The sequence below is a fragment of the Planctomycetota bacterium genome, from assembly GCA_035384565.1.
Classification (GTDB): Bacteria; Planctomycetota; PUPC01; order DSUN01; family DSUN01; genus DAOOIT01.
The window spans coordinates 1-23971 of the sequence record DAOOIT010000079.1 but is presented as its reverse complement, the minus strand read 5'-3'; the positions used below and the strand labels follow the sequence as shown (position 1 = coordinate 23971).

Here is a 23971-nt window from a genome sequence, read left to right as displayed (position 1 = left end):
CCGAATCGGCGGCGTCGCAGCCTCACGCGGATTCTCGGACAGGCTCCTAGGCATCTGTTGCGTTCCCCTCTGCGGTGAGCGCCCTCATCGCATGGCCGCCGCTTCGAGTCATTCTGCTCCGACTCGGACCGTCGCCTTGCCCTCGGCCTTGCGGAGGGTGGCCTCGACCGTCTTGCCCCCGGCCTCGACGCGGTGACGGCCGAAGAAGGCGGGGACCTCGCAGCGGCCGGCCGCGTCGGCCTTGCCCTCGAAGCGCGTCCACCACTCGTCGTAGACCAGGCGGCGATGGACCTCGGCGGCGGGGGTGGGCGTCCAGTCCTTCTTCCAGAGCGCGGCGTCGGGCAGCCAGTGGGAGCCCTGCCAGAAGCCCCAGATGAGGATGCCGTCCACGGCCGGGTGGGCGAAGCAGGTGCGGTAGAGAGCCTCGTGGCCGCGGGCCTTGGCCTGCTCGTCCTTCGTGTTCATGTCGAACTCGGTGATCTTGATGGGGAGCTTGAAGGCGGCGAGGCGGTCGAGCGTGGCCTTGACCTTGGCGGGGTCAATGTGGGCGCCGCTGTGGCCCTGGATGCCGATGCCGCCCACGGGGATGCCGCGGTCGAGGAAGCCCTGGATGTGCTTGGCGTAGGCCTCGCCGCCCGATTGGAGGACGCCGTAGTCGTTGATGTAGAGGCGGGCGTCGGGGTTGCCCTCCTTGGCCCAGCGGAACATGTCGGCCACGATGCCCGGGCCGAGGCGCTTGGCATACCAGTCGCCGTGCATCATCTCGTTGTTGAGGTCGAACTCGGCGATGCGGCCCTTGTAGCGCGAGGTGACCTCCTTGGCGCGCCGCTCGATGGCCTTGCGGAGCGCGGCGTCGTCGAGGTCCTTCTGCCACTTCGGGACGTATTGCTCGATGCCCCAGAAGATCGTGTGGCCGCGCATCGCCAGGCCGTTCCGCTCGCACCAGTCGAGCATGCGGTCGGCCATCGCATAGTCGGGCACACCCGGGCCGTTGCGTTCGGTGGAGTACCACTTCATCTCGTTCTCGTGGACGGCGGCGTTGAAGTGGGACTTGAGGATTTCAAGGTATCTGGCGGCGTCGGGGCTGGGGTTGTCGAGGTTCTGAAACGCGCGGTGATTGATGGCCGTGCCGAACCAGAACTCGTGGCGGAGCTGCGTCACCTTCACCGCGGCGTTCGGCGCGGTGCGGACGACGAGCGTGCCCATCCGGTGCTGGCGGATGGCGGCGGCCTGGTCGGGCTCCGCGGCGGAGGGTCCGAGGGCGAGCATCGTGGCGAGAGAAACAAGCGGCAGCATCATGCGAGTCCCCCATAGAGTCTTCGTGGCGGCCGGCACACGGACTCTAGCAGCAAGCCCACGCCATTTCAACCCGTGCGCGATGGCGCTTGCAGGTTCCCTGTGACGGGGTATACTGACAATGCGACTGAACCCGAAGGAGCAGCGGCCGATGGCAGGCGTCCTGGTCTCGATGATTCGGTACGATCTGGAGGGCCTCCCCCAGTTCGCTCTGGCGCGCCCGTTTTCGATCCGATGGTATCGGCCTGGGGACAGCGCGGCGTGGACGCGCATCCATGTGGCCGCCGACAGGTTCAACGCCTTCCCGCCGGGCCGGTTCGCGGAGCAGTTCGGCGCCGACGAGGCGGTGCTCGCCGCGCGCCAGGCCTACTTGTGCGACGGCGAGGGCCGCGAGATCGGCACGGCCACGGCCTGGTTCGACGCCTCCTACCGCGGCCAGCCCTACGGCCGCATCCACTGGGTCGCCATCATGCCCGGGTGGCAGGGCAGGGGGCTGGCCAAACCGCTGCTGGCGGTCGCGTGCCGCCGCCTGCGCGAGCTGGGCCATGAGCGGGCCTACCTGCTCACCTACACGGCGCGGACCGCCGCGGTGAACCTCTACTTGAGCTTCGGCTTCGTGCCGGACATTCGCTCGGATGAGGAACTCGCGGCGTGGCGCGCCGCCCGGGAGCAGTTCAAGCCCGCCTACTGGCGCCGCGCGCGTGAGGCCGTCCCCGAGCTGGCTTGACCGCGCCCGTTGTGCTTCGTATGCTGGCGACGGGCGAGGGAAGGAGACCGATGATGCGACAGCACGCGGACGCGACTCGCCGGGGACTCCTGGCGACGATGGGCGCGGGGTTGGCCGCGCCCTACTTCCTCACGGGCGGCGCGCTCGGCGCCGAGGGCAAGGCGCCCGCCAGCGACCGCATTCAGGCCGGCGTCATCGGCACCGGCGGCCGCGGCATGGCGCTCCTGGGCATCCACAACTACCCCCAATGCAAGGTCGTCGCCGTGTGCGACGTGTACCAGCCGCACATGCAGCGCGCCCAGAAGGCCATCGGGGGCAGTTGCGACGGCGTGACCGATTTCCGCCAGATCCTCGACCGCACCGATATTGACGCCATCGCCACCGGCACCCCCGACCACTGGCACGCGCTGCTCACCGTGATGGCGTGCCAGAGCGGCAAGGACGTCTATTGCGAGAAGCCGCTGTGCCGCACCATCGCCGACGGCAAGGCCATGGTGGCGGCCGCCCGGCGCTATGGCCGCGTGGTGCAGATGGGCAGCCAGTACCGCTCGATGGCCCACATGCGCCAGTTCTGCGAGTGGGTGCGCAACGGACGGTTCGGCCCGATCGAGCAGGTGCGGCTCTCGCACGCCTGCTGCCCCAAGGCGCCCGTCGCGCCCGGCGGCCCGCCGCCCGCCGACCTCGACTGGGATCTCTGGCTCGGCCCCGCGCCCTGGGCGCCCTACCACCCGAGCCGATGCCTGTTCAGCTTCCGCTTCTGGATGGACTATGCAGGCGGATTCATCACCGACAACGGCACGCACATGATGGGCGTCGTCTCGTGGGCGATGGGCGCCGACGACACCGGCCCTGTTGCCATTGAGGCTACGGGCAAGGAGGACCCCGCCAGCATGTACGACGTGCCCGTCGAATACACAGTGCGCTACGAGTTCGAGAAACCCAAGTTCGTCATGACCTGGGAGCAACCGGGCACCGGCGGGCTCAACATGCAGTTCATCGGCCCGCAGGCCACGGTGGACGGCTTCTTCCGCCCCACGCTCGTCAAGGGCGAGGCCGACCTGTCGCCGACGCGGTCGAGCGAGACCCATCTCTACGAGAGCAACGACCACTTCGGCAACTGGCTGGAGTGTGTGCGGACGCGCAAGCGCCCGGTCTACGATGTGGAGATCGGCTACCGCGTCACGAGTTGGAGCCTGCTGGGTAACATCGCCTACCTGGTGGGCCGCAGGGTGCGTTGGGACCCCGCGGCCCAATGCTTCCCCGACGACCCCGAGGCCAACCGCCTGCTCCAGCGCCCCTATCGCGAGCCATGGCGCCTATGAGGAGGCGAGGGGAAGGGGACCTTCCTGGGAAAGAAGGTCCCCTTCCCCCAGCCCCTCCCCACATCAGTTCCTCACGAACTTGACAGGCCGGCCGGCGCGCGCGGATTCCTCGATGGCGAAGATGAGGTGGTAGGCCTTGGCCGCACGGGCGAAGGAGAGGTCGGAGTCGCGGCCACGCTCGATGCAGTCGAGGAAGTAGCTGATCTCGGCAGGGAAGGGGTGCTCGGCGACCTGCCAGTCGTCGGGATATGCGCCCTCCTGCCTCGCCCAGTGCTTCGGCGGCATGTCGGGCGTGTGGTAGAGGGCCTGGTGGATGCCCCCCTTCGTGCCGTGGAGGTGCAGGCGGAAGGTGTAGGGCAGGTTCGATTCCGCGTCGGTGGCCGCCTTGCCGATCCGCCCGTCGGCGAAGCGCAGGATGGCGCACGAGGCCGTCTCGTAGTCGAACTCCGTGCGCCACTGGGCGGGCTGCCAGACGCCGTAGACCTCGGCGATGGGGGCGTCGTAGCCCATGAAGTGCAGCAGCAGATCGAGCGCGTGGATGCCGCCCATCAGCCACGTGGAGCCGCCGGTGGAGGCCCTCGTCTTCCAGTCGCCGATGTATTGGTGGAAGTAGTCGGCCTCGCCATAGTAGAAGCGGCCGAACAGGCCGGCCTCGGCCTTGCGCTGGAGCGCGGCGATGGCCGAGTACCAGCGCACGACGTGCCCAACGTGGGTGACGACCTGGCGCTTCGCTGCCGCTTCGACCAGGGTGTCCACCTGCTCCGCGGTCAGGGCCAGAGGCTTCTCGCAGAACACGTGCAGCCCCGCCTCGGCGGCGGCCAGGGCGTTGGCAAAGTGCATGTGGTTGATCGTGCACACCGAGGCCGCCTGGGCGCCCGACTCGGCCAGCGCCCGCGGCAGGCTGTCGTAGTAGCGGCCCGCGAAGCCGAACTCCCTTCGATAGACCTCGCACCGCGCGGCGTCCTCGGGCCGGAAGCCCACCACGGCCACAACCTCGGCGCGCGGGTCGCGGCAATAGCCCTTGATGTGCTCGCCGGCCACCCAGCCCGGCCCGAGCACCATCACCTTCGTTCTGGACATGGCAAGCTGCCCCTGAGAAAAACGCCGCCGTTGCCGTGCCGGCACACAGTAGGCCGCGGCGTCCTCGATGTCAAGGCGGAGTGTGAGGCTTGTCTGCGTTGACAGCCTCTGGGCCTTTTGCTATCATCTTGCCTGCACATGCCTTGTGAGGATGCCGCCGTGGTGGATGAGAAGCTGCTGGCCATCCTGGCGTGCCCCGTGTGCCACGCGGCCCTTCGAGCCGAGGGGCAGGCGCTCCTCTGCACGAGGACCGGAGTTCGGTATCCCATCGAGGACGGCATTCCGATTCTCCTGGCCGAGCGCGCGGCGCCGCCGCACCCGGCCGAGGGTGCAACGGGCGCGCTCCCCGCGGAGCCACCCGCGCCAGAGGAGCGCTAGCCGGTGATCGCGATCATATCGGACATCCACAGCAACCTCGCCGCCCTCCAGGCGGTGATCGAGGACATCAAGTCGCGCCAGATCGAACGGGTGCTCTGCCTGGGCGACGTGGTAGGCTACGGGCCGCAGCCGCGCGAGTGCGTGGCCCTCGTGCGCGAGCTGGGCTTCACCATCATGGGCAACCACGACGAGGCGATCTTCCACAGCCACAAGACCGAGCAGTTCAACCTGCGGGCCGAAATGGCCATCGAGTGGACCCGCGACCAGCTCTCGAAGGAGGGGACGCCCGAGGAGGTGGCCCAGCGGTTCGACTTCCTGCGTACGCTCCCGATCACCGAGGAGCGCTCGATTGACGGCGTGCCGCTGCTCTTCGTGCACGGCTCGCCGCGCAAGCCGCTGCGCGAGTACATCTTCCCGCGCGACGTGCAGAACCACGAGAAGATGCGCGAGATCTTCAGCCTCGTGCGCGGCCTGTGCTTCGTCGGCCACTCCCACGTGCCCGGCATCTACACCGAGGCCATGCGCTACATCCACCCCTCGGAGCTCGAGCTGCTCAAGATCTACCACTTCGACGAGAAGCAGAAGGCCATCGTCAACGTCGGCTCGGTCGGCCAGCCGCGCGACAACGACCCGAGGGCCTGCTACGTCACGCTTACCGACGAAGCCGATGCCGTGGTCTTCCGCCGCGTGCGCTACGACGTCGAGAAGACCCGCAAGCTGATCCTCGCATCGCCCGGCCTCGACAACTCTCTGGGCGACCGCCTGCTGGAAGGACGCTGACCCTGCGGCCGGGAGCCGCAGGGAGACCTGGAATCCCTAACCCGAAACACGAAACCTAAGATCCGAAATCCGAAATCCCAAGGAACCCCACAGCAGAAAGCACGAATCGCCGAGGTGAGGCGCCGGCTGCGGCAGGTCTGCCCCGGCCGTTGTGGTCGGGATTCTGCCCTTGTCCCGGATTCCGTGCTTCGGATTTCGGATTCGCCCACACGGAGTTCCTGACGAATGCCCACACCTTACACGATAGCGACCGCGAAACGCGACCTCCTGCTCTATGGCCGCAAGATTGCCGAGCGCCTGCTCGTCGTGGGCCCTGGCGGCAACACCAGCGCACGGGCCGACACGGCGCTGGTCGTCAAAGCCTCGGGCTGCGCCTTCGAGGATTGCACGGAGGACGACTACATTCCGATCGACCCGACGACGGGCGACGTCATGGGCTCGACCCGCAAGCCAACGTGCGAAATCTACATGCACATCGCCTGCTTCCTCAAGCGGCCCGACGCCAACGCCGTCGTGCACACCCATGCCCCGATCGCCACGGCCCTGGCGATGACCGGGCAGACGCTGCCCCCAATCTACCCGGACCTCATCGCGCTCGTGGGCGCCCACATCCCCGTGCTGCCCTACATCATCCCCGCCGGCAAGCAGCTTGCCGAGGCCGTGGCCAGGGTGATCGGCGACCACAACGCCGTGCTGCTCAGCAACCACGGCCTGCTCACCGTCGGCTCCAACGTCCGCGAAGCCTACTTCCGCAACCTCATCGTCGAGGAGGCCTGCAAGACCTGGCTCGCCGCACGCACCTTCGGCCAGCCCTACGTGCTCACCCCCGAGGAAGTCCACGCGGTCTACCACCTGGAGGCCGAGGACTACCGCCGCGCCCTTCTGCGCGGGGAGATCGCCTGACTCACCCCTCACTCTCGGATGCCTATGAACCAGTACGACGACTTCGACCCCGACGGCCAGCAGCAGGATGGCACGCGCGCCATCATTGCTCTGCTCGTCATCATGGGCCTTGTTCTCCTGTGGGGCACGGTGATCGCCCCGATGGTCAGCCCGCCGCCCGCGGCAACTGCGCCCGAGGCGGCCAAGCCGGCCACCGCCGATCCCGTCCCGTCGGCGAAGGGCGATGCCAAGGCGCCGGCGCTCACCACGGCTGCGCCGGCCAAGGCCGGCACCGCCACGCCCGCCAAGGGCGAGCCCCCCGCCAAGGAGAAGCCGCCCGAGCCAGCCCCCGCGGCCCACGAGCCGCAGGCGCCGGCCATCGCCATCGCCAAGCTCTCCCCCCTGTTCCACGCCGACTTCACCAGCCAGGATGCCCGTCTGGCGCGCCTCATCCTGCTCGACCACTTCCGCACGCCGGCGGCCAAGCGCGCCGCCCTCCGCGCGAAGAAGCGCGACCCGAACGCCGACCTCTCGCCCTTCGGTCTGCCGCTTCTCGGGCAGGAGGACGAGGACGCCCTTGAGAACGGCGGCGCCGAGTTCGCTGAGCAGATCGCGCCCGGGCAGGGACCCCCGCAGCTCCCCTTGAAGTGGCTCCCCTCGCCGCGCGAGGCATTGGGCAAGGCCGTTCTCTGGAGCGAGAGCGCGCGCACCGGGTCCCGCTCGCTCGCCCTCAAAGACCCCGGCGCCGACGGTGTCGAATGGAGCACCCTCGTGCGTGGCATCCAGGCATCGGCCACCTATGAACTCTCGTGCTGGATGAGGCTGGAGGCCCCCGATGGCCTGAGCGAGGCCGCCTTGCCTTCGCTCACCCTCTTGCAGCAGGACGCCGAAGGCAAGGAGGTCGAGCTCAAGGCCGGCGGCGTGCCCACCCGCCTCCCCGCTCCCGCCCGCGTCGTGCTGCGGCCCGCGAAGGCCGACGGGTGGCAGCCGCTCGGCGCCTGCTTCGTGCCCGAGGCGCAGACCAGGAGCGTGCAGGTCGTCTTCCGGGCGCCGGGAAGCTTCAAAGGCCAGGTGTGGCTCGACGACGCCTCCCTGCTCAAGTTCGGCGAGCCATCGCTCGTCCTGCTGCCGCCGAAGAAGGCGGCCAGCGAGGCCCTCTCGGAAGCAGACCTTCGACTCTTCGAATCGCGGCGCTACGAACTCGTCGAAGAGGCCGCCGACCGCGTGGCCTTCCGCGCCGTGCTCCCCGACAGGAAGCTCGAGATCACGAAGACCTTCATCCTGCCGAAGCCTGATGAGGCGCGGCAGCGCCACGTGACGCTGGAGGTCCAGTTCCGGAACACGGGCGACCAGGAGCTCAAGCTGCCCGGCTACCTCCTCCGCGGGCCCTCGGGGCTCCCGGCGGACCTGAGCCCTGCCTCGTGGAAGCACCACGAGACGGTGCCGAACGAGCACGAACGCACGGCCGCCGCGGCCGCGCTCGTGGCCGCGGTGGCACGCGAGGCCACAGGCGGCCAGATCAACGTGCCGACGAAGACCTGCGCCGAAGTCGCCTCCCTCGAGAAGGGCAGCGACAAGGACAAGGGCACCACCTTCGACGAAGTGGGCGGCGTGCTCTGGGCCGCCGTGGCGTCCAACTACTTCGCCTCCATCCTCGACCCTCGCCCCGCCGAGAGCCGGCAACTGAACATCGAGAGCGGCGGCGCCCGCAGCATGCGCGAGCACAACCTGAGCGCTGTCATCCAGGCGGCTCCTTTCGCCCTTCAGCCGCAGGGCAAGGAGGGCGACTGCGTGACCCACCGCTTCGTCCTCTACGCGGGGCCCAAGGCCCCCGACGTTCTGGCCTCCTACGAGGGAAAGTACGAGCGCCTCATCGCCAGCCGCTGGCTCGACCCGCTCACGGCGGCCTGCGGCTGGGTGCTGCGGGCCTCGTACTGGGTCGTCCCCAACTACGGCATCGCCATCATCATCCTTACGATCATCGTGCGCGTCGTGCTGCACCCGCTCTCGAAGAAGAGCCAGGTCTCGATGCAGAAGATGCAGAAGCTCCAGCCCCAGGTGGCCGAGATCCGCGAGAAGTTCAAGACCGACAAGAAGCGCCAGCAGGAAGAGATGATGAAGCTCTACAAGACCTACGGGGTGAACCCGATGGGCGGCTGCCTGCCCATCGTGCTCCAGATCCCCATCTTCATCGGCCTCTGGCGCGCGCTCCAGGAGAGCATCGAGCTGCGGCAAGCCCCCTTCGCCCTGTGGATCCAGGACCTCTCGCAGCCCGACGCGCTCTTCGGCGCCGTGAACGTGCTGCCCATCGCCAGTTGCGTCATCATGTTCATCCAGCAGAAGCTCACGCCCAAGGCCGGCGACCCGCAGCAGCAGCAGACTCAGAAGATGATGGGCTACATGATGCCCGTCTTCCTGGGCTGGATCCTCTACAGCCTGCCCTCGGGCCTGGCCCTCTACTTCATTGCCAGCACCCTCATCGGCCTCGGCGAGCAGAAGGTGATCAAGATGCACATGGCCAGGATGGGCGACCTCAAGCCCGTGGCCCAGACGCCCAGCAAACAGGCCCGCAAGGCGGTCTACTCGAAGGGCGACAAGCGCCCCAAGAAGAAGCTCTTCTGAGCCGCGCGCCGCGGCGGCCCGCGCCTGGCGGCGGCCCGCAATCGCCCATGCGCTCCCTCGACGACACCATCGTGGCCCTCTCCACCGCGGCCGGCGCCTCGCCGCGGGCCATCGTGCGGCTGAGCGGCCCGCGGGCCTTCGCCATCCTGGGCTCCGCCCTCGCCGAGCCGCGCCCTGATCTCGCCGCCCTGCCGAGCTATTCGGCCCTCGATGCCCCGCTGCGCCTCGGCCCGGGCCAGCCAGCCATCCCCGCCACGCTCTACGTCATGCGCGGCCCCCGCTCCTATACCCGGCAAGACACCGTGGAAGTGCACACCCTCGGCTCCGCGCCCCTGCTCCGTCTGGTCGTGGACTCCCTCGTCCAGCGCGGCGCCCGGGTGGCCGAGCCCGGCGAGTTCACCCGGCGGGCCTTCCTGAACGGCCGCATTGACCTCGCCCAGGCCGAAGCCGTGCTCGCCCTTATTCAGGCCACCAGCGCCGCCGAGGCGGGCGCCGCCGCCCGCGCGCTGCGCGGCGACTCCTCGCGCCGCATTCGCGACCTCCACGAGCGCCTCGTTCGGCTTCGCGCGCTGGTCGAAGCCGCGATTGACTTCTCCGAGCACGACCTCGAGGTGGTGGCCGCCGGCGACGTGCGGGCCGGCATCGAGCACGCCCTGGCCGTGGTCGCCGAGGCCCTCGGCCGCGCCGACACCGGCGCCCTGCCGCCCGACGGCGTGCACGTGGCCCTCTGCGGCCTGCCCAACGCCGGCAAGTCCTGTCTCTTCAACGCCCTGCTCGGACGCCCGCGGGCCATCGTCACCGACGTTGCCGGCACCACCCGCGACGCCGTGGCCGAGCCTCTGGTCCTCGGCGGTATCCGCTTCCTCCTCCACGACACCGCGGGCATCCGCCCTCCCGCAGGCTCCAGCCCGTGCGCGGAGATGGGTGTCGCTCCCCTCTCCGACCCGATTGACGCCGAGGCCATCGCGCGCGTGCAGGGCCTCATCGCCGGCGCCCACATCGCCCTTGTCGTCCTCGACGCCAGCCAGCCCCTCACCGACGCCGAGCGCCGCCTGTGGCACGGAGTCCATGCCCCCCATAAGCTCCTCCTCCTTAACAAGAGCGACCTTCCCTCTGCCATTTCCGACCCCGAGGGCTCCGCCCTGGCCAATTCGGATTCCACTCCACACTCCGCACTCCGCGCTCTCCACTCGCCGCTCTTGCGCCTGTCCGCCCTCACGGGGGCCGGCGTGCCGGAGTTGCGGTCCACCCTCGTGGCCTTCGTGCGCAGCGGCCGCGTCGAGGCATTGCCCTCCGACCTCGTTCTTAACGCGCGGCACCGCGAGGCCCTGCGCCGTGCTCGCGAGGCCCTCGGCCGGGCCGTCGAGGCGATGGGAGAGGGCCTCGGGGAGGAGTTCGTCGCCGCCGACCTCCGCGCCGCCCACGACGCCCTCGGCGCCATCACCGGCCAGGTCGTCCCCGACGACCTGCTCGACCGCATCTTCGCGCAGTTCTGCATTGGCAAGTAGCAGGGGGGCTCACGATCTGCCTGAGCTGTTCGGGCTTGCCCTCTTGTTCTTGACTCCGCTGCCATGAGAGGGATAATGGCTTCCATTGGCTCTTCACTCAGGGTAGGAGATGTGACGAATGGGACTCGGATCAGTCACCCGTGTCGCGTGGCTGGCTGTCGTCGCGCTCGCTCTTGCTGTGATGCCGCCTGAAGCCCTCGGGGAAACCAGGGCACGAGTCCTCGACACGGAGGCATGGATCGTGGACAACGCCACGGTGGTCGTCCGCGGCGCCTATGAGGTGACGGGCGAGCCGCAGGCCTGGGTGGGCTTCTACACTCGGCTCCTTCTCGATGCGAACACAGCACTCCAGGTGCGAGACAGCGGGGGACAGCCGCACGCTCTCGTCAAGCACTGGGGGAATGTCGCCTTGCCTTCGCCAAGCGAGGAGCCGTCGAGCTGGGCCTGGATGGGAGCCAAGCCACCCGTGCCCTGGGGCGACGCTGCCGCCCGCTGGACCGGCTGTCGTGTAGGCATTCCCGTCGCCGAGCTTGAGGCCGCCGTCAATCTTCCCCGAGGGCAGCGCACAGTCGTCTGGGCCGTCTGTGACGTCTACGATTGCGCCACCGAGAAATACATTGCCGCCGGCTGGCCCGTGCGCACGCCGCTTTTCCTGACCAGCGACAAGGCAGGCAAGATCACCTCGGTCGAGTTCGCCTACGCCCATCCGTTCGTTCTGCGGCGCAACCGGGTAGGTCTGCAACTCACGGGCCGCGCACTCCAGCTCAAGCTCTCCCACCTCAAACCGAAGGCCGGCCTCCAAGCTTACCGCGCCATTGGCGTGAAGCACGACCCTTACACCATCCTCGTTCTGGAGGACCAGCAGAACTACCTTTGGACCAGCGACCGCGGCTTCTTCTTCGAAGCCATAGATACCCCCGAGAAGGCCGTCGAGTTGTTCCTCCTGGCCCACGGCGATGCGGTGGTCGTCAAGACCCGCGCCCAGTTCGACGACATCGTGAGGGTTCTCACGCCTCTGGCCAAGCGCCCCGAGCCACCTGCCAAGACGGTGCCGCCGGGCGGCATGGGACTCACACCGGGCCCGCTTCCGTGCGAGGGGTTCAAGCTCCTGGCCGAGCCGCCATCGTTCGGTCTGAGCGTCACGGAGGAGCCGGGGATCGGGTACCGCATCAGGTGCCTTCTCATTGAGCACAACCGATGCACCCGTGTCCTGGGCGACATTGTGCACCATAGCGTGGTAGTCACCCACGACGGCCGCATGGGCGACCGTGACATCCTGTGTGTCAAGGGGCCTGAGGCCGAGCACAGCCGCCCGCCCCTGTGGGTCCAGCCCGGTCCTACCTCCCCAGAGCACTATGACAGGCTCCTCCGCCCCATCCTCACTCCCGGCGGCTCTCAGGTCGTGCCCCGTCCTGCTGTCCTCACCGCACAGCAGGCGACGTTTCCCGCCGCCGAGGGTGACCCCGATCCCGAGCATTTTGTCATCACACCCGACCGCTGGCCGGACCACGCGAAGGAGTAGTCCTCCAGGCGTACGTGCGTAAGCGTGCCTGTCACCCTCTGGGAAGCGGAGTCGGTGAGCGGAGTCGCCGTCAACCTTCAGGTATGAGTTATTCACTCCTCATGCAGGTGCCGGCACAGGGGGTGGTCGCGGTGAACGAGAGGGGCGGCGTGTGGGCTCACCGCCGCGCGGGCCAAGCCCCACGCCGCGAACCGCGGGATAGGAGCCTGTCCAAGAATCCGCGTGGGCTGCGTTGCCGGCGCCAGCGGGGCGGATGCAAGGCGCGGCTCCGCAGGCGATGCTACGGAGCGCATCGCTGAGGAGACGCAACGCGGCAGACGCTCCGCTGCCGCCGCAACCCGAAGGGACGCCGCGACTTCTGGCCGCAGGCGTTGTCGCACGTCGTCAGCGATGCTCTCCGTTGCGTGCTCCTAGCCTGTGGCCAGAATCGCGGGCGTCGCAGTCCGACGCGGATTCTTGGACAGGCTCCTAGGGATGTTCCGCCCACAAACACATCCGAAGGCGGCCGCGCCGCATGGAAGCCGCGGCGCAAGGGCAGGCAAACCAGCGGTGCCTGGCCCGCGGTGCACACGATGGCCCATGATGGAGGCGTAAGCCTTGTAGTATCAATTTGTTATGAATGGTGAGGATGTTCGTAAGGCGAAGGGGAGTCGCGGGAGCGGTGTGGCCACAGGGCGCGCGTCCATACTTGCTCACTCCTGTGGGGGAGAAAGTGAGCAAGTATGGATGGAACGGGGAGAATGGGCGATTCTAGAGGTTCCGGCCATACAGGCCGTGTCCGGACGGTGAGCAAGTATGGGTGGAAGGCCGAGGACGGGCGATTGGCGGCCAACCGGGGTGCAGAGCGGAGGAACGGGGGGAGGGGAGAGAGGCTTCCTGGGGACAAGGGTCCCAGGGTGTGTGGGCTTCGGGCCACGGCGCAGGCGGAAGACTGGGGGCCGTACTGGATGGCGGCACCGCGTTTGGCCGGAAGGCGGGTTCCTGGTAAAATAGGCGCTTGCTTGCGGCTACGAGGCCCCGGTCCAGGAGTATCGAATGGCGAACGCAAAGGCCGAGCAGGATGTGATGGAGAAGATCGTGTCGCTGTGCAAGCGGCGCGGGTTCATCTTCCAGTCTAGCGAAATCTATGGGGGACTGAATAGCTGCTGGGACTACGGCCCGCTGGGCTCGGAGCTGAAGCGGAACGTGAAGGAGGCCTGGTGGAACGCTGTGGTGCGCGACCGTGAGGATGTGGTGGGGATTGACGCCTCCATCCTGATGCACCCGCGCGTGTGGGAGGCGTCGGGGCACGTGGCCGGCTTCACCGACCCGCTGGTGGACTGCAAGGGGTGCAAGAAGCGGTTCCGCGCTGACCACATTGCTGACATCAAGCGTTGCCCGGAGTGCGGCGGCGAACTGACCGAGGCCCGCCAGTTCAACCTGATGTTCAAGACGTTCATGGGCCCGGTGGAGGAGGCGGCGGCGGTGGTGTTCCTGCGGCCCGAGACGGCGCAGGGCATCTTCGTGAACTTCGAGAACGTGATGACCTCGGCCCGCCTGAAGCCGCCGTTCGGCATCGCGCAGATCGGCAAGAGCTTCCGCAACGAGATCACGCCCGGCAACTTCATCTTCCGCACCCGCGAGTTCGAGCAGATGGAGATCGAGTTCTTCTGCAAGCCCGGCACCGACGAGACCTGGTTCGACCACTGGAAGGCCGAACGGTTCCGCTGGTACACCGACCTGGGCATCCGCGCCGCGAAGCTGCGTCTGCGGCCCCACGCCCAGAACGAGCTGGCCCACTACGCCAAGGCCTGCGTGGACGTCGAGTACGAGTTCCCCTTCGGCTGGAGCGAGCTGGAGGGGATCGCGAACCGCACCGACTTCGACCTTAAGCGCCATGCGGAGTACTCGGGCAAGGCGCTGGAGTACTTCGACCAGCAGACTCGCGAGCGCTACGTGCCCTACGTGATCGAGCCGTCGGCGGGGGTGGACCGCTCGCTGCTGACGTTTCTGGTGGACGCCTTCGAGGAGGTGGTGACCGAGAAGGGCGAGACCGAGCGGTTCCTGCGCCTGCACCCGCGCCTGGCGCCCATCAAGGTGGCCGTGCTGCCGCTCGTGAACAAGGCGGGGATGCCCGAGCTGGCGCGGCAGGTCTTCGAGTCGATGAAGAAGCGCTTCCGCTGCTTCTACGACGACAGCGGCGCCATCGGCCGCCGCTACCGCCGCCAGGACGAGGCGGGCACGCCCTACTGCGTGACGGTGGACGGGCAGTCGCTCGAGGACAACACGGTGACGGTGCGCTACCGCGACAGCCGCGAGCAGCCGCGCGTGGCCATTCCCGAGCTGGCCGCCTTCGTGGGCGAGAAGCTCGAGGGCGCGCGATCGAACATCGTGTGAGGCGGGCGACCGGTTGACTTGCTTCGCGCCGGGCGGTATCCTGGCGCCGGACGCATTGCCTGACAGGGAGCGCCGGGTTGGGCCTCGAGAGCATTCGAGCATTGATCTGCGACGTGGACGGGGTGCTGACCGACGGCAGCATTCTGCTGGCCGAGGACGGCACGGAGATCAAGCGCTTCAACTCGCAGGACGGCGCGGGCATCGCCCTCTTCGTGCGCAGCGGCTATCAGGTGGCGTTTCTCACGGGGCGGGAATCGGGCGCGGTCGCCAAACGCGCCCGCGAACTGGGCGTTCAGCACGTCCGCCAGGGCGCGGGCGACAAGGTGCCGCCCTACGAGGAGATTCGCGCGGCCATGGGCCTCGCAGACGCTCAGGTGTGCTACGTGGGCGACGATCTGCCCGACCTGCCCGTGATGCGGCGCGTGGGGGTTGCCGTGGCCGTGGCCGATGCGCGTCCCGAGGTGCGCGCCGCCGCCCATCTCGTCACCCGGGCGCCGGGCGGCCGCGGGGCCGTGCGCGAAGTGATCGAGCGTATCCTCACGGCCCAGGGCAAGTGGGCCAGCATCGTCAGCCGCTACACCCCGTAGCGGGAGGCCGACCCAATGGCGAAGAGGCACTGCGGGCTTCTGTTCCTGGCCGTGGCCGCCGCGGGCGCTCTCCAGGGCGGCGAGGGGCCGAAGGAGCCCGCGCCCAAGGTCAAGGTGCCCGTGGCCGAGACCCGCGGCTTCGAACTCCCGTTCTACAACGACGCCACAGGCGAACTCCAGTGGAAGGTGCTCGCCGGCAAGGTGACCGGCGACCCCAACAACCCTCGGCTGCTCCACGGCACCGACGTGCGCATCATCGCCTACCGCAACGGCATAGCCCAGACCGCCACAGGCAAGAAGGGCGTCGTGAACACGGAGACGCGCGCCGCCACGCTCGAGGGCGACGTGGTGATCGAACTCAACGATGAGCAGCCGACGAAGGTGGAGACCGATGACCTGGACTGGGACAGCCAACACGGCACGGCCTCGACGCGTGGGCCTGTCAAGATCCGCCGCGTGGACCTGGCCGTGACGGGGCTGGGCATGCGCCTGTGGCTCACGACCGTGCGCGCCGAGAACGCGCCCACGGAACGCACGGGCCAGGTCATCATCGAACGCCGGGTGCGGGCCGAACTCGTGCCCAACTCGAACACGTCCCTGCTCCAGGCCCCAACGGGCGGCCAGGGCGAGCCCGTCGTGGTCACTTGCGACGGCTCGCTCCACGTCTCGCGCTCTGAGCTCACGGCGGTCTTCCGCGACAACGTCCGCGCCACCCAGGGGAAGCAGGCGCTGACTTGCGACCTCCTGACGGTCAAGGTCCAGTCAGTCCCGGGAGAGAAAGGCAAGGCGGAACTCGAGCGCGTGGTAGCCTCGGGCAGCGTGCGCCTCGACGACGCCCACACGGTGGCGCTGGCCGATGCCGCCGAATGGCGGCGCGAGGAAGGCTCGCTCCGGCTGGTCGGGCGCCCCGCCGAGATTCGTTGGGACAACGGGAATCGCCTGGCGGCCGGCCTGATCCACCGCATGGGCGATGGCGCCGAGATCGTCTGCGCGAGCACCCCGGAGTACCGGAGCGACGTGTACCTGCTCGCCGCCACGATCGAGCGGGCCATGCCGGGCGAGGAGCGCAAGGCGACCTCTGCCCTGCGGGTCGAGGACATCTCCGACTGGCCCGCCTTCTGCGCCGCTGTGGCCGAGCGCGGGGCCGCGAAGGCGGCAAGCCCGGCGAAGAGGCTGTGGGAACTCCTGCCCGCCGAGACCCGCGCCATCCTCGACGGGGCCGCCCGCGGCAACACCCTGGGCCAGCAGCGCAAGGCCGAGGTCGTTGCCGCGCTCAACGGCGTGCTCAAGGCGCGCAGCCTGCACCGCGAGGCCAGCTTCAAGGACTTGCCGCTGCCGCCCGAGGCTGGCGCGTTGCTCCAGCGGGCGCCGGAGGCCCTGAGCGCCGCCGAAGCACAGTGGCTCAACCGGCGGATCCTGGAAGCGTGCTTCCCAGGCCTGATCGCCAGGACGCCGCAGCAGAGGCCGCCCGCAAGGCCTGAGCCGGCGGCGAGGACTCCGTGAGCGCGTTTCCCTCAGCCGCGGAGGGGCCACCGTGACCCTCGCGAACTACGCCTTCGGCCGCGTGACCCTCGAGGGGCGGACGTACACCGCCGATCTGATCGTCCTCCCCGACCGGGTCATCAGCCACTGGTGGCGCGAGGAGGGGCACAGCCTGTCGGTTTCGGACCTCGCGGCGGTGTTCGAGGCGGCGCCGGAGGTCCTGGTGGTCGGCACGGGAGCGCGCGGGATGATGGACGTTCCGCAGGCGACGCGCGACGCGCTGGCCGCGGCGGGCATCCGCCTCGTCGCCGAGCGCACGGGCGCCGCGTGCGAGACGTTCAACCGCCTGGGCGCGACGGCGCGCGTGGCGGCGGCGCTGCACCTGACCTGCTGAGAGGCACCATTCGTCCCGGCCGGGCGTGCGGGGAGCCCCGGGCGTCGGCACGCGTTGAGGACGTTAGCCGTCATGGGTTCGATTCGCATCCTGGTGGTGGACGATGAGCCGCTGATCCGCAAGGGCTTTGCCCGCGCCCTGCAGGAGGATGGCTTCAGCGTCGAGAGCGCCGGCAGCGGCGACGAGGCCCTGCGCCTGTTCGGCGACGGCGCCTTCGACCTGGTCATCACCGATCTGCGAATGCCCGGCACCGACGGCCTCGGGGTGCTCCACGGCGTCAAGGCCGTGCGCCCGGACACCGAGGTGGTGATCCTCACCGGCTACGGCACCATCCAGAACGCCGTGGCGGCCATCAAGGACGGGGCGTACAACTACATCACCAAGCCGCTCAACCGCCACGAGCTGCTGCGCATCGTGCACGAGGTGGCCGAGAAGATCGAGTTGCGCGGCCGCGTGCAGCAGCTTCAAAGCCAGCTCGAGAGCCGCTACGGCCTGCACAACCTCGTGGGCCGCGCGCCGGCCATGCAGCGCGTCTACGACCTCATCGAGAAGGTGCGCCACTCCGACTGCACCGTCATCATCACCGGCGAGAGCGGCACCGGCAAGGAACTGGTGGCGCGGGCCATCCACTTCGGCGGGCCGCGGGCCGAGCGGCCCTTCGTGGCCGTCAACTGCGGCGCCCTGCCCGAGAGCATCGCCGAGCGCGAACTCTTCGGCCACGAGCGCGGCGCCTTCACCGGCGCCGTGCGCACCCAGCCCGGCTACTTCGAGAGCGCCGACCGCGGCACCCTCTTCCTCGATGAACTGCCCGAACTCAGCCTGGGCACCCAGGTGCGCCTGCTCCGCGTGATCCAGCAGCGCGAAGTCCTGCGCGTCGGCAGCACGCAGCCGATCCCCGTAGATGTGCGCATCCTCGCCGCGACCAACAGGGACCCCGAGGACTGCGTCCGCCGCGGCGTGCTGCGCGAGGACCTCTACTACCGCCTCAACGTCGTCACCATCCACGTGCCGCCCCTGAGGGAGCGCCTGGACGACATCCCGCTCCTCGTCGAGCACTTCCTCGAGAAGTGTGCCCAGCGCTTCCGCCAGCCGAAGAAGTCCATCACCCTGGCGGGGCTCGACGTGCTGAGAGCGCACACGTGGCCCGGCAACGTGCGGGAACTGGAGAACGCCATCGAGCGCACCGTCACCCTCAGCCCGAGCACGCTGATTGACGCGGCCGACCTGCCGCGCTACGCCGCGGCCCCCCCGACGCCGCCGACCGGTGCCGGCCTGCCTCTGGGAAGGGCCAAGCGCCGACTCCAAGAGTCGTTCGAGCGCGACTCGATCCTCCAAGCTCTGCGGGTGACTGGCGGGAACGTGACACGGGCGGCTGAGTCGCTCGGCATCGCACGCAGCGCCCTCCAGCGCCTCATGCGTCGCCACGGGATAGACGGGCGAACCTTCCGCGAGAACTAGGGTCCGTGCGGAAATCTACGCGGGCTGCGTTGCCGGTGTCGCAGTCGCGAGTGGATTTCCGCACAGACCCTAGCAGGGCTGAAGCGGCCCCTGCGCCTTCAGGCCGACGGGGGTGAAGTGCACACCGGGGCACAGCTCGCTCAGGCGGCGGGCCAGCACCGGAATGGCTGGAGCCTCGGTGCCCGCGTGCCCGGCGTCCACCAGCACCAGCCCCGCCGCCTCAGCGGCCAGAGCCTGGTGGTGCGAGACCTCGCCGGTCAGGTAGAGTTGGCACCCGCGTCGGACCGCATCGTCCACACACTTGCCCCCCGAACCGCCGAGCACCGCCACCCGCCGCACCGTGCGGCGGAGGTCCCCGGCCGTGCGCACGCTCGTGACCCTGAGCCGCTGCCTGATGCGCCGCACCAGCCGCCTGGCAGGGCACTCGCGCGCGAGATCGCCGCAGCGCCCCAGGCCCAGGTCCAGCCGGCCGCCGGCCAACGGATAGAGGTCTATGGCAGGCTCCTCGTAAGAGTGCGCAGCGCGGGCCGCCGCGATGGCGCGCTCGGCGAGGGCCAGCGGCACCACCGCCTCGAGGCGGAACTCCGGCACCTCCTCGAAACGGCCAGCCTGGCCCACCGTGGGGCACGAATGGGCCAGGCCGCGAAAGGTGCCCGTGCCCGGCGTCCGAAACGTGCAGTCCCGATACTGGCCGATCACGCCCGCCCCAGCGGCGCTGAGGGCGCGAATCACGGCTTCGAGGTCGGCCGCCGGCGTGAAGACGACCAGCTTGGCCTGCGCGCTGGACTCGGCGCGCGTGAGGGGCTCGACGGCCCGCAGATCTAGCAGGTCGGCCAACACGTCGTTGACCCCGCCGGGCGCAACGTCGTAGTTGGTGTGCGCGGCGGCCAGCGCCACACCGGCCCGCGCGGCCCCCAGGAGCAAGCTGCCCGAAGGCGTGTCCGCGGTGATCTTGTGGAGCGGCGCGAAGAGGGGAGGGTGGTGGCTGACGATGAGCTGGGCGCCCGCGCGCGCGGCCCGACGCACGAGGGCCGCGTCCACGTCGAGACACACCAGGACGCGCCGACAGGGCGCCGCGGGGTCGCCGGCGATCAGCCCCACGTTGTCCCACGACTCGGCCAGGCTGGGGGGAGCTATGGTGTGCAGGGCCTCGACCACGGTGGCGACGGAGGGGGTCATGGGCTGGGTCCTTTGGGGGGCTCCGACAGGTGGTTCCAGGCGTTGTGCAGGTCGCGGAGGCGCTCGGGCTCGTCGGGCTTCAGGATGCCGGCATGCCCGTCTAGGTACATGATGTTAACGGCGTTGTCGTGCCGGAAGTCGAAGCGGCCCGAAGGCTCCTGCCCTTCGACGCGCAGGCTGGCGCCGACGCCCAGGAAAACGTCCGTGCCCGACTCGGGGATCACCGCGAAGCCGGTGCGCAACTCGTGGTCGTGGCCCGGGTCCTGGAGGTGCCGCTTGTCCGGCTGGGGCAAGGACGCATTGACGTCGGCCAGGATCGGCCTCCGCTCGGCGGGGAGCGACTGAACGAGGTCCGCCTGACGGCTCGGCTGCGCAGTCTTGCGGAAGACGATCTCGGGGGCGAAGTAGTCGTCGGTCCACCCCCTGGCGGGGCACTTCCAGAAGAACGACGTGAGGCGGTATTTCTGCTGTCGAGCCGGGAGGAGGCCGACGCTGCGGTCCACGTCCTGGGTCGTGACGACGTGGCGGAAGGTGGGGTCGCACTGCTCGTGGATGGCGAAGCGATGGAAGAGCAGGTTGCTCAGGTCGTCGGCGAGCACGGGCCCCTGCACGTGCCAGGCGAGGGGGAAGTGGCCGTCGCTCGCGGCGGCGTAGGCCATGGCCCCCTTGTGAAGCTCGCGGAGCCTGCTCGCGCAGGCGAGGCGTCGGCCATGCAAGAGCGCCGGGTCCGGTCCCGGCAAGAGAAGCCACACCACCACAGCCAGAAGGGCGATGCCGATGAGCATCTCCAGAAGGGTCAGGCCACGGTCGGCGGGCCTCTGCCTGAGCGTGCGGAGATGAACTCGCCTTCCCACCCTGGAGCCTCTCGCGGTGGATGCGGATGATGCCTCTGTGCCAGTGCCGCCATCGTATCGGGTTGAGTGGGTGGCGTCAACTCGATGCACTGAGGATAAGAAAGCGGCTCCACGGGCCAACGCCGCGGAGCCGCTTCTAGAGGTTTCAGACGCCCGAGTGTGACGGCTACGGGTTCGTGCTGGGCGCGAGCTCGTTCCAGTTGTCGAGGATGGTGCGCACTCGTGTCTGATTCGACTCTGTCACCATGTCCACGTGCCCGTCCAGGAAGAGGACGTTGACCGAGTTGTTGTGACGGAAGTCGAACCGGATGCTTTCCTTCGCGTAGTTGTTATTCGTTCGCAGGCTCTTGCCGACGCCGATGAGCGTGTTCACCGAACTGCTCGGCAGGTTGGGCGAAAGCGTCCAGCCCGTCTGGAGGTCGGTCTTGTGTTGCGTGGCCGCGGGCTTGCCCTTCCAATCCTCGGGCGTATCGCTGGGCTGGGCCACGGCCGGATAGCCCGCGTCGGACTCGGCGAGAATCGGCCGCTGAGTGGACGCGACGTCCGCGGTGGCCTGGCTGAAGTGGGTGTGGGTGGTGAACTCCTTGTTCGTGATGGACGTGTCCATCTCCTTGCTTCCATCGGCTTTGAGCCAACCGGTAAACAGAATGCTTGGGCCGAAGTAGTCGGCCGTGTAACCCTTGGCAGGGTCCGTCCAGAAGATCTTGCTGCGGGTCACCTTGTCCTTCACGGTCTCGCCCTTATCGGGGTTCACCAGATGCGAGAAGCCCGACTCGCAGAACTCCTGAACGAGGAAGCGCCAGTAGGTGATGTAACCCAGGCGGTCCTTCGTGGCCGCATCGCCGGCCTCGTGCACCACCCAGCCCAGAGGGAAATACTCGTCGAAGTTGTTGAGGTACATGCGCACGCCCTGGAAGATCGTGCGCTGCTTGTTCGAGCAGTTGGCCCTGCGCGCGCTCGCGGTGGCGGCAGCGATCACGGGCAGAAGGAATGCAGCCAGGAGCGCGATGATCGCGATGACCACGAGCAGCTCCACCATGGTGAACCCCTGACTGCGCCCACGTCGCCTGTTCATCGACTCTCTCCTCCTGCGCTCTAGTTCCCGATCGCGTGCCGGGCGCCCTCGCGCGCGGTTGCGAGGGCTTTTCTCCTGGTGGCTTGGCCGGTCAACTCACACTCTCTCTACTTCATGATACAACTGGGGCATAGGGCTGTCAAACGTCACAGGGACATCGCCGGGAGAAATGGTGATGGGAGCGCCAACACGACAGGTCGCTCGGATCCAGTGCAACGACCCTGCAAGGGACCCGCTGGCGGAGGGGCAACCTCAACGGGCACGGCCACAGGCTCCGAGTTCGACCCTAGAGCAACACTGGCAGGACTCGGGCAAGCTCCCTTTATTCAATTCCTTCTGCCGTCGGATGTCAAGTCATTTTTTTCCGGGGGAGGCACGTTCCTCAGACGGTTGACAGCAGCAATTGCGGAAGGCTATAATCCAGCCGAACCGCCGCGTGGCGTGGCCGCGCGGGACAGGCTTCGAGCAGCGGAGCATCCAAGCGGCCACTTCGCAGGAGAACGGCAGTGGCGACTGACGACGCGAGCTGTCTCGTGTGCGGCAGGCCGCTGACGGGCCGCGACCGCTTCGAGAGAAGGTGTTCCCTCTGCCGCGAGGCCGAGGTTCTTGGCCAGGCACTCCCCGCAGTGGCCGGGGCACGCGACAAGGATTCCTGCCTCACCTGCCCCGCGTGTGGCGCTCCCCGTGCGGCCGATCTCGCCTCCTGCGGCCAGTGCGGCGCGGCTCTGGCTCCGCGGGCGGCCTCCCGCGCTCGGCTCTGGGCGCTCGTGGCTACCGCTTGCGTCCTGGGTGCCGTGTGGGGGCTGCTGGCCTGGGGGCGCCAAGAGCCCCAGGGCACGCCGTTCCAAGAGCTTCGTGTGGGCCCCAGCCCGGCGGTTGCGAGGCCCGGGACCCAAGCAAGCACACGGCCGGCCGCCGTAGCAGGCGACCCCGTGTCGGGCGAGCTTGCCGACGCGCTGCGCCTCGAGACGAGCGAACTGCTCGGAATGCTCGCGCGCCGCGACTACGCGCGGGTGATTGACAACTATGTGCAGCCGGACGAGGAGGAGTTCCGCCGCCTCGAGCGTGCCCTCGACGACATTGTGACGGGGCCGGCGGCCCCAGGCTTCGCCCACTGGGCCGCCCACCTGATCCGCACCGGGCCGGCACGGACGGCCGACGAACTGGCCGGCGCCGGCGACCCCCACCCCGCGTTCACAGTCGCCCTCGTGTCGCACCTGGCGAGCGAGCCCCAATCCTCGGGCGCACGTGGCAACGCGGAAGACCGCGCCCGCAGCATCGTGCAGTGGCATCTGGCCAGTCTGTTCGAAGGGCGAGCCCCGGCAGCCGCGACGGGCAGGCCCGTGCTGGAGAAGAACCCCGGGCTCTACGAGATCGAGCTCGATCTTCGCGGCGAGCTCGAGGCCCGCTGGCTCCGCGACGAACCGAGCGGCCTTCGGTGGTACCGTCTGCCCGTAGGGTGGGTCATCAAGCTCAACCTGGCCGAGCGAATTGAGAGCGCCCGTGACGTCCTGCAACGTTCCGCACCCGACTCATCGTCGGCGACTCCGTAAGCGGGAGCCTCCGGCCGTGAACGCTGTGTCCTGCCCGAAGTGCAACGCCGAACTGCCCGCCAGGGGCCGGTTCTGCCTCGAGTGCGGATGCGACCTCTACCAGGCAGGTGTCCGCCGCGCTCCGCTCCTCGGCGCGAGAAGCCTGGTGGCCCTGGCCATCGCGGTGGGCATTCTCGGCGCCGTGGTCGTGGCCACACGCGGGAGGCTGGCCACGAACTCCCGCGAGTTGCCTCCCGAGGAGCACGTCGTGCGCGGCCTCACCGGCGAGCTGCTGGCGCTGGCGGCCGAGCGAAACTACCCCGAGATCGTCCGTCGCTTCTACCGCTCCAACGGACCGGAATTCCAGGCGATCGAGCAGACGCTTCAGGAGATCGTGCGCGGCCGCGGCGCCCCGGGGCTCAACATCTTCCGAGCCAGCGCGATGGACGACCTGGAGGAGGCCAAGAGGTTCGTCGAGCGCCACGGCACCCAACACCCCGACTACGTCGTGGGTCTGCTGGCGGCGCTGACGTTCCAGGATGGCGCCCTGCGCGCCACCCTGGGGGGCGCGCCCGTCGGCACGCAGCGCGCCGAGGACTTCTGCGCGTGGCACTTCGGCCTGGCGTTCCAGGGAGCGGGCGCCAAGGCGGCCCGCATCGCCCAGATCGCCTGGCGCGACGGGCCTCGCGGGGAGCCCCGGCTAGTGGCCATCGTGACGTATCCGGAATCGCCCGCGCTCGTGCCCGGCGTCCTGGACCCGCGCGTTCTGCCCTGGCGGCTGATGGGCGACGGCGCCTGGGCGCTCGCCTTCGACAGCAGGCTGTGCCTCGACGAGGTGCTGGACCTTCTGCTGCGGGTGAAACTCTAGGAGCCTGTCCAAGAATCCGCGTGGGACTGCGACGCCCGCGATTCTGGCC

At 68.9% G+C, this 23971-nt stretch carries 20 protein-coding genes; 15 read left to right on the top strand and 5 right to left on the bottom strand.

Translation table 11 applies throughout. The features are described from left to right. Positions 1-108: 108 nt before the first annotated feature. On the bottom strand, positions 109-1299 hold the full coding sequence (locus PLE19_20675) for an endo-1,4-beta-xylanase (GenBank protein ID HPD17359.1): 1191 nt from the start codon (positions 1297-1299) through the stop codon (positions 109-111). A gap of 148 nt (positions 1300-1447) precedes the next feature. Here PLE19_20675 and PLE19_20670 point away from each other — a divergent pair, with 148 nt between their 5' ends. Together PLE19_20670 and PLE19_20665 are read left to right on the top strand one after the other, a co-directional pair. Then, positions 1448-2023, top strand: a complete 576-nt coding sequence (locus tag PLE19_20670) for a GNAT family N-acetyltransferase (protein ID HPD17358.1) — start codon at positions 1448-1450, stop codon at positions 2021-2023. Positions 2024-2076: 53 nt separating this feature from the next. Further along, on the top strand, positions 2077-3345 hold the full coding sequence (locus PLE19_20665; GenBank protein HPD17357.1) for a Gfo/Idh/MocA family oxidoreductase: 1269 nt from the start codon (positions 2077-2079) through the stop codon (positions 3343-3345). 63 nt (positions 3346-3408) lie between these two features. On the opposite strand, the gene PLE19_20660 is transcribed toward PLE19_20665, so the two are convergent. Then, positions 3409-4425 (bottom strand): Gfo/Idh/MocA family oxidoreductase, encoded by a 1017-nt coding sequence (locus PLE19_20660; GenBank protein HPD17356.1) that lies wholly within the window; start codon positions 4423-4425, stop codon positions 3409-3411. A 138-nt stretch (positions 4426-4563) separates the two neighbouring features. On the opposite strand from PLE19_20660, the gene PLE19_20655 reads away from it, so the two are divergent. From PLE19_20655 to PLE19_20605, 11 genes are all read left to right on the top strand, one after another. Then, on the top strand, positions 4564-4803 hold the full coding sequence (locus PLE19_20655) for a Trm112 family protein (GenBank protein HPD17355.1): 240 nt from the start codon (positions 4564-4566) through the stop codon (positions 4801-4803). Positions 4804-4806: 3 nt separating this feature from the next. After that, positions 4807-5583: a metallophosphoesterase family protein gene (locus PLE19_20650; protein HPD17354.1), complete on the top strand. Its 777-nt coding sequence runs from the start codon at positions 4807-4809 to the stop codon at positions 5581-5583. A gap of 225 nt (positions 5584-5808) precedes the next feature. Next, entirely contained in the window at positions 5809-6486 is a 678-nt protein-coding gene (locus PLE19_20645; protein HPD17353.1) for a class II aldolase/adducin family protein, read from the top strand. Positions 6487-6510: 24 nt separating this feature from the next. Next, on the top strand, positions 6511-9087 hold the full coding sequence (yidC, locus tag PLE19_20640) for a membrane protein insertase YidC (GenBank protein HPD17352.1): 2577 nt from the start codon (positions 6511-6513) through the stop codon (positions 9085-9087). Positions 9088-9134: 47 nt separating this feature from the next. Beyond that, complete coding sequence (locus PLE19_20635; protein ID HPD17351.1) at positions 9135-10595, top strand: tRNA modification GTPase; 1461 nt, start codon at positions 9135-9137, stop codon at positions 10593-10595. Positions 10596-10713: 118 nt separating this feature from the next. Next, positions 10714-12117, top strand: coding sequence for a hypothetical protein (locus PLE19_20630; GenBank protein ID HPD17350.1), 1404 nt, complete (start codon positions 10714-10716; stop codon positions 12115-12117). 1035 nt (positions 12118-13152) lie between these two features. Next, complete coding sequence (locus PLE19_20625) at positions 13153-14493, top strand: glycine--tRNA ligase (protein ID HPD17349.1); 1341 nt, start codon at positions 13153-13155, stop codon at positions 14491-14493. A gap of 77 nt (positions 14494-14570) precedes the next feature. Continuing rightward, positions 14571-15080 carry an HAD hydrolase family protein gene (locus PLE19_20620; GenBank protein ID HPD17348.1) on the top strand — a complete coding sequence of 170 codons (510 nt, stop codon included), beginning with the start codon at positions 14571-14573 and terminating at the stop codon, positions 15078-15080. 15 nt (positions 15081-15095) lie between these two features. After that, positions 15096-16583 (top strand): LPS export ABC transporter periplasmic protein LptC, encoded by a 1488-nt coding sequence (lptC, locus tag PLE19_20615; GenBank protein HPD17347.1) that lies wholly within the window; start codon positions 15096-15098, stop codon positions 16581-16583. Between the two features lie 31 nt (positions 16584-16614). Next, positions 16615-16956 (top strand): Mth938-like domain-containing protein, encoded by a 342-nt coding sequence (locus PLE19_20610; protein ID HPD17346.1) that lies wholly within the window; start codon positions 16615-16617, stop codon positions 16954-16956. 72 nt (positions 16957-17028) lie between these two features. Continuing rightward, positions 17029-18414 (top strand): sigma-54 dependent transcriptional regulator, encoded by a 1386-nt coding sequence (locus tag PLE19_20605; protein ID HPD17345.1) that lies wholly within the window; start codon positions 17029-17031, stop codon positions 18412-18414. A 69-nt stretch (positions 18415-18483) separates the two neighbouring features. Here the strand turns inward: PLE19_20605 and PLE19_20600 are convergent, their stop codons facing one another. From PLE19_20600 to PLE19_20590, 3 genes are all read right to left on the bottom strand, one after another. Continuing rightward, positions 18484-19593: a Nif3-like dinuclear metal center hexameric protein gene (locus PLE19_20600; GenBank protein HPD17344.1), complete on the bottom strand. Its 1110-nt coding sequence runs from the start codon at positions 19591-19593 to the stop codon at positions 18484-18486. Further along, the gene (locus tag PLE19_20595) at positions 19590-20447 is read right to left on the bottom strand and encodes a prepilin-type N-terminal cleavage/methylation domain-containing protein (GenBank protein HPD17343.1); all 858 of its coding nucleotides are present in this window, start codon (positions 20445-20447) and stop codon (positions 19590-19592) included. Before PLE19_20595 ends, PLE19_20600 begins: the two co-directional genes overlap by 4 nt. Positions 20448-20613: 166 nt before the next feature. Next, the gene (locus tag PLE19_20590; protein ID HPD17342.1) at positions 20614-21522 is read right to left on the bottom strand and encodes a prepilin-type N-terminal cleavage/methylation domain-containing protein; all 909 of its coding nucleotides are present in this window, start codon (positions 21520-21522) and stop codon (positions 20614-20616) included. A 932-nt stretch (positions 21523-22454) separates the two neighbouring features. Between PLE19_20590 and PLE19_20585 the strand changes: the two genes are divergently transcribed. Together PLE19_20585 and PLE19_20580 are read left to right on the top strand one after the other, a co-directional pair. Next, the gene (locus PLE19_20585) at positions 22455-23075 is read left to right on the top strand and encodes a hypothetical protein (protein HPD17341.1); all 621 of its coding nucleotides are present in this window, start codon (positions 22455-22457) and stop codon (positions 23073-23075) included. Between the two features lie 16 nt (positions 23076-23091). Next, positions 23092-23922 (top strand): zinc ribbon domain-containing protein, encoded by an 831-nt coding sequence (locus PLE19_20580; protein HPD17340.1) that lies wholly within the window; start codon positions 23092-23094, stop codon positions 23920-23922. Positions 23923-23971: the final 49 nt, after the last annotated feature.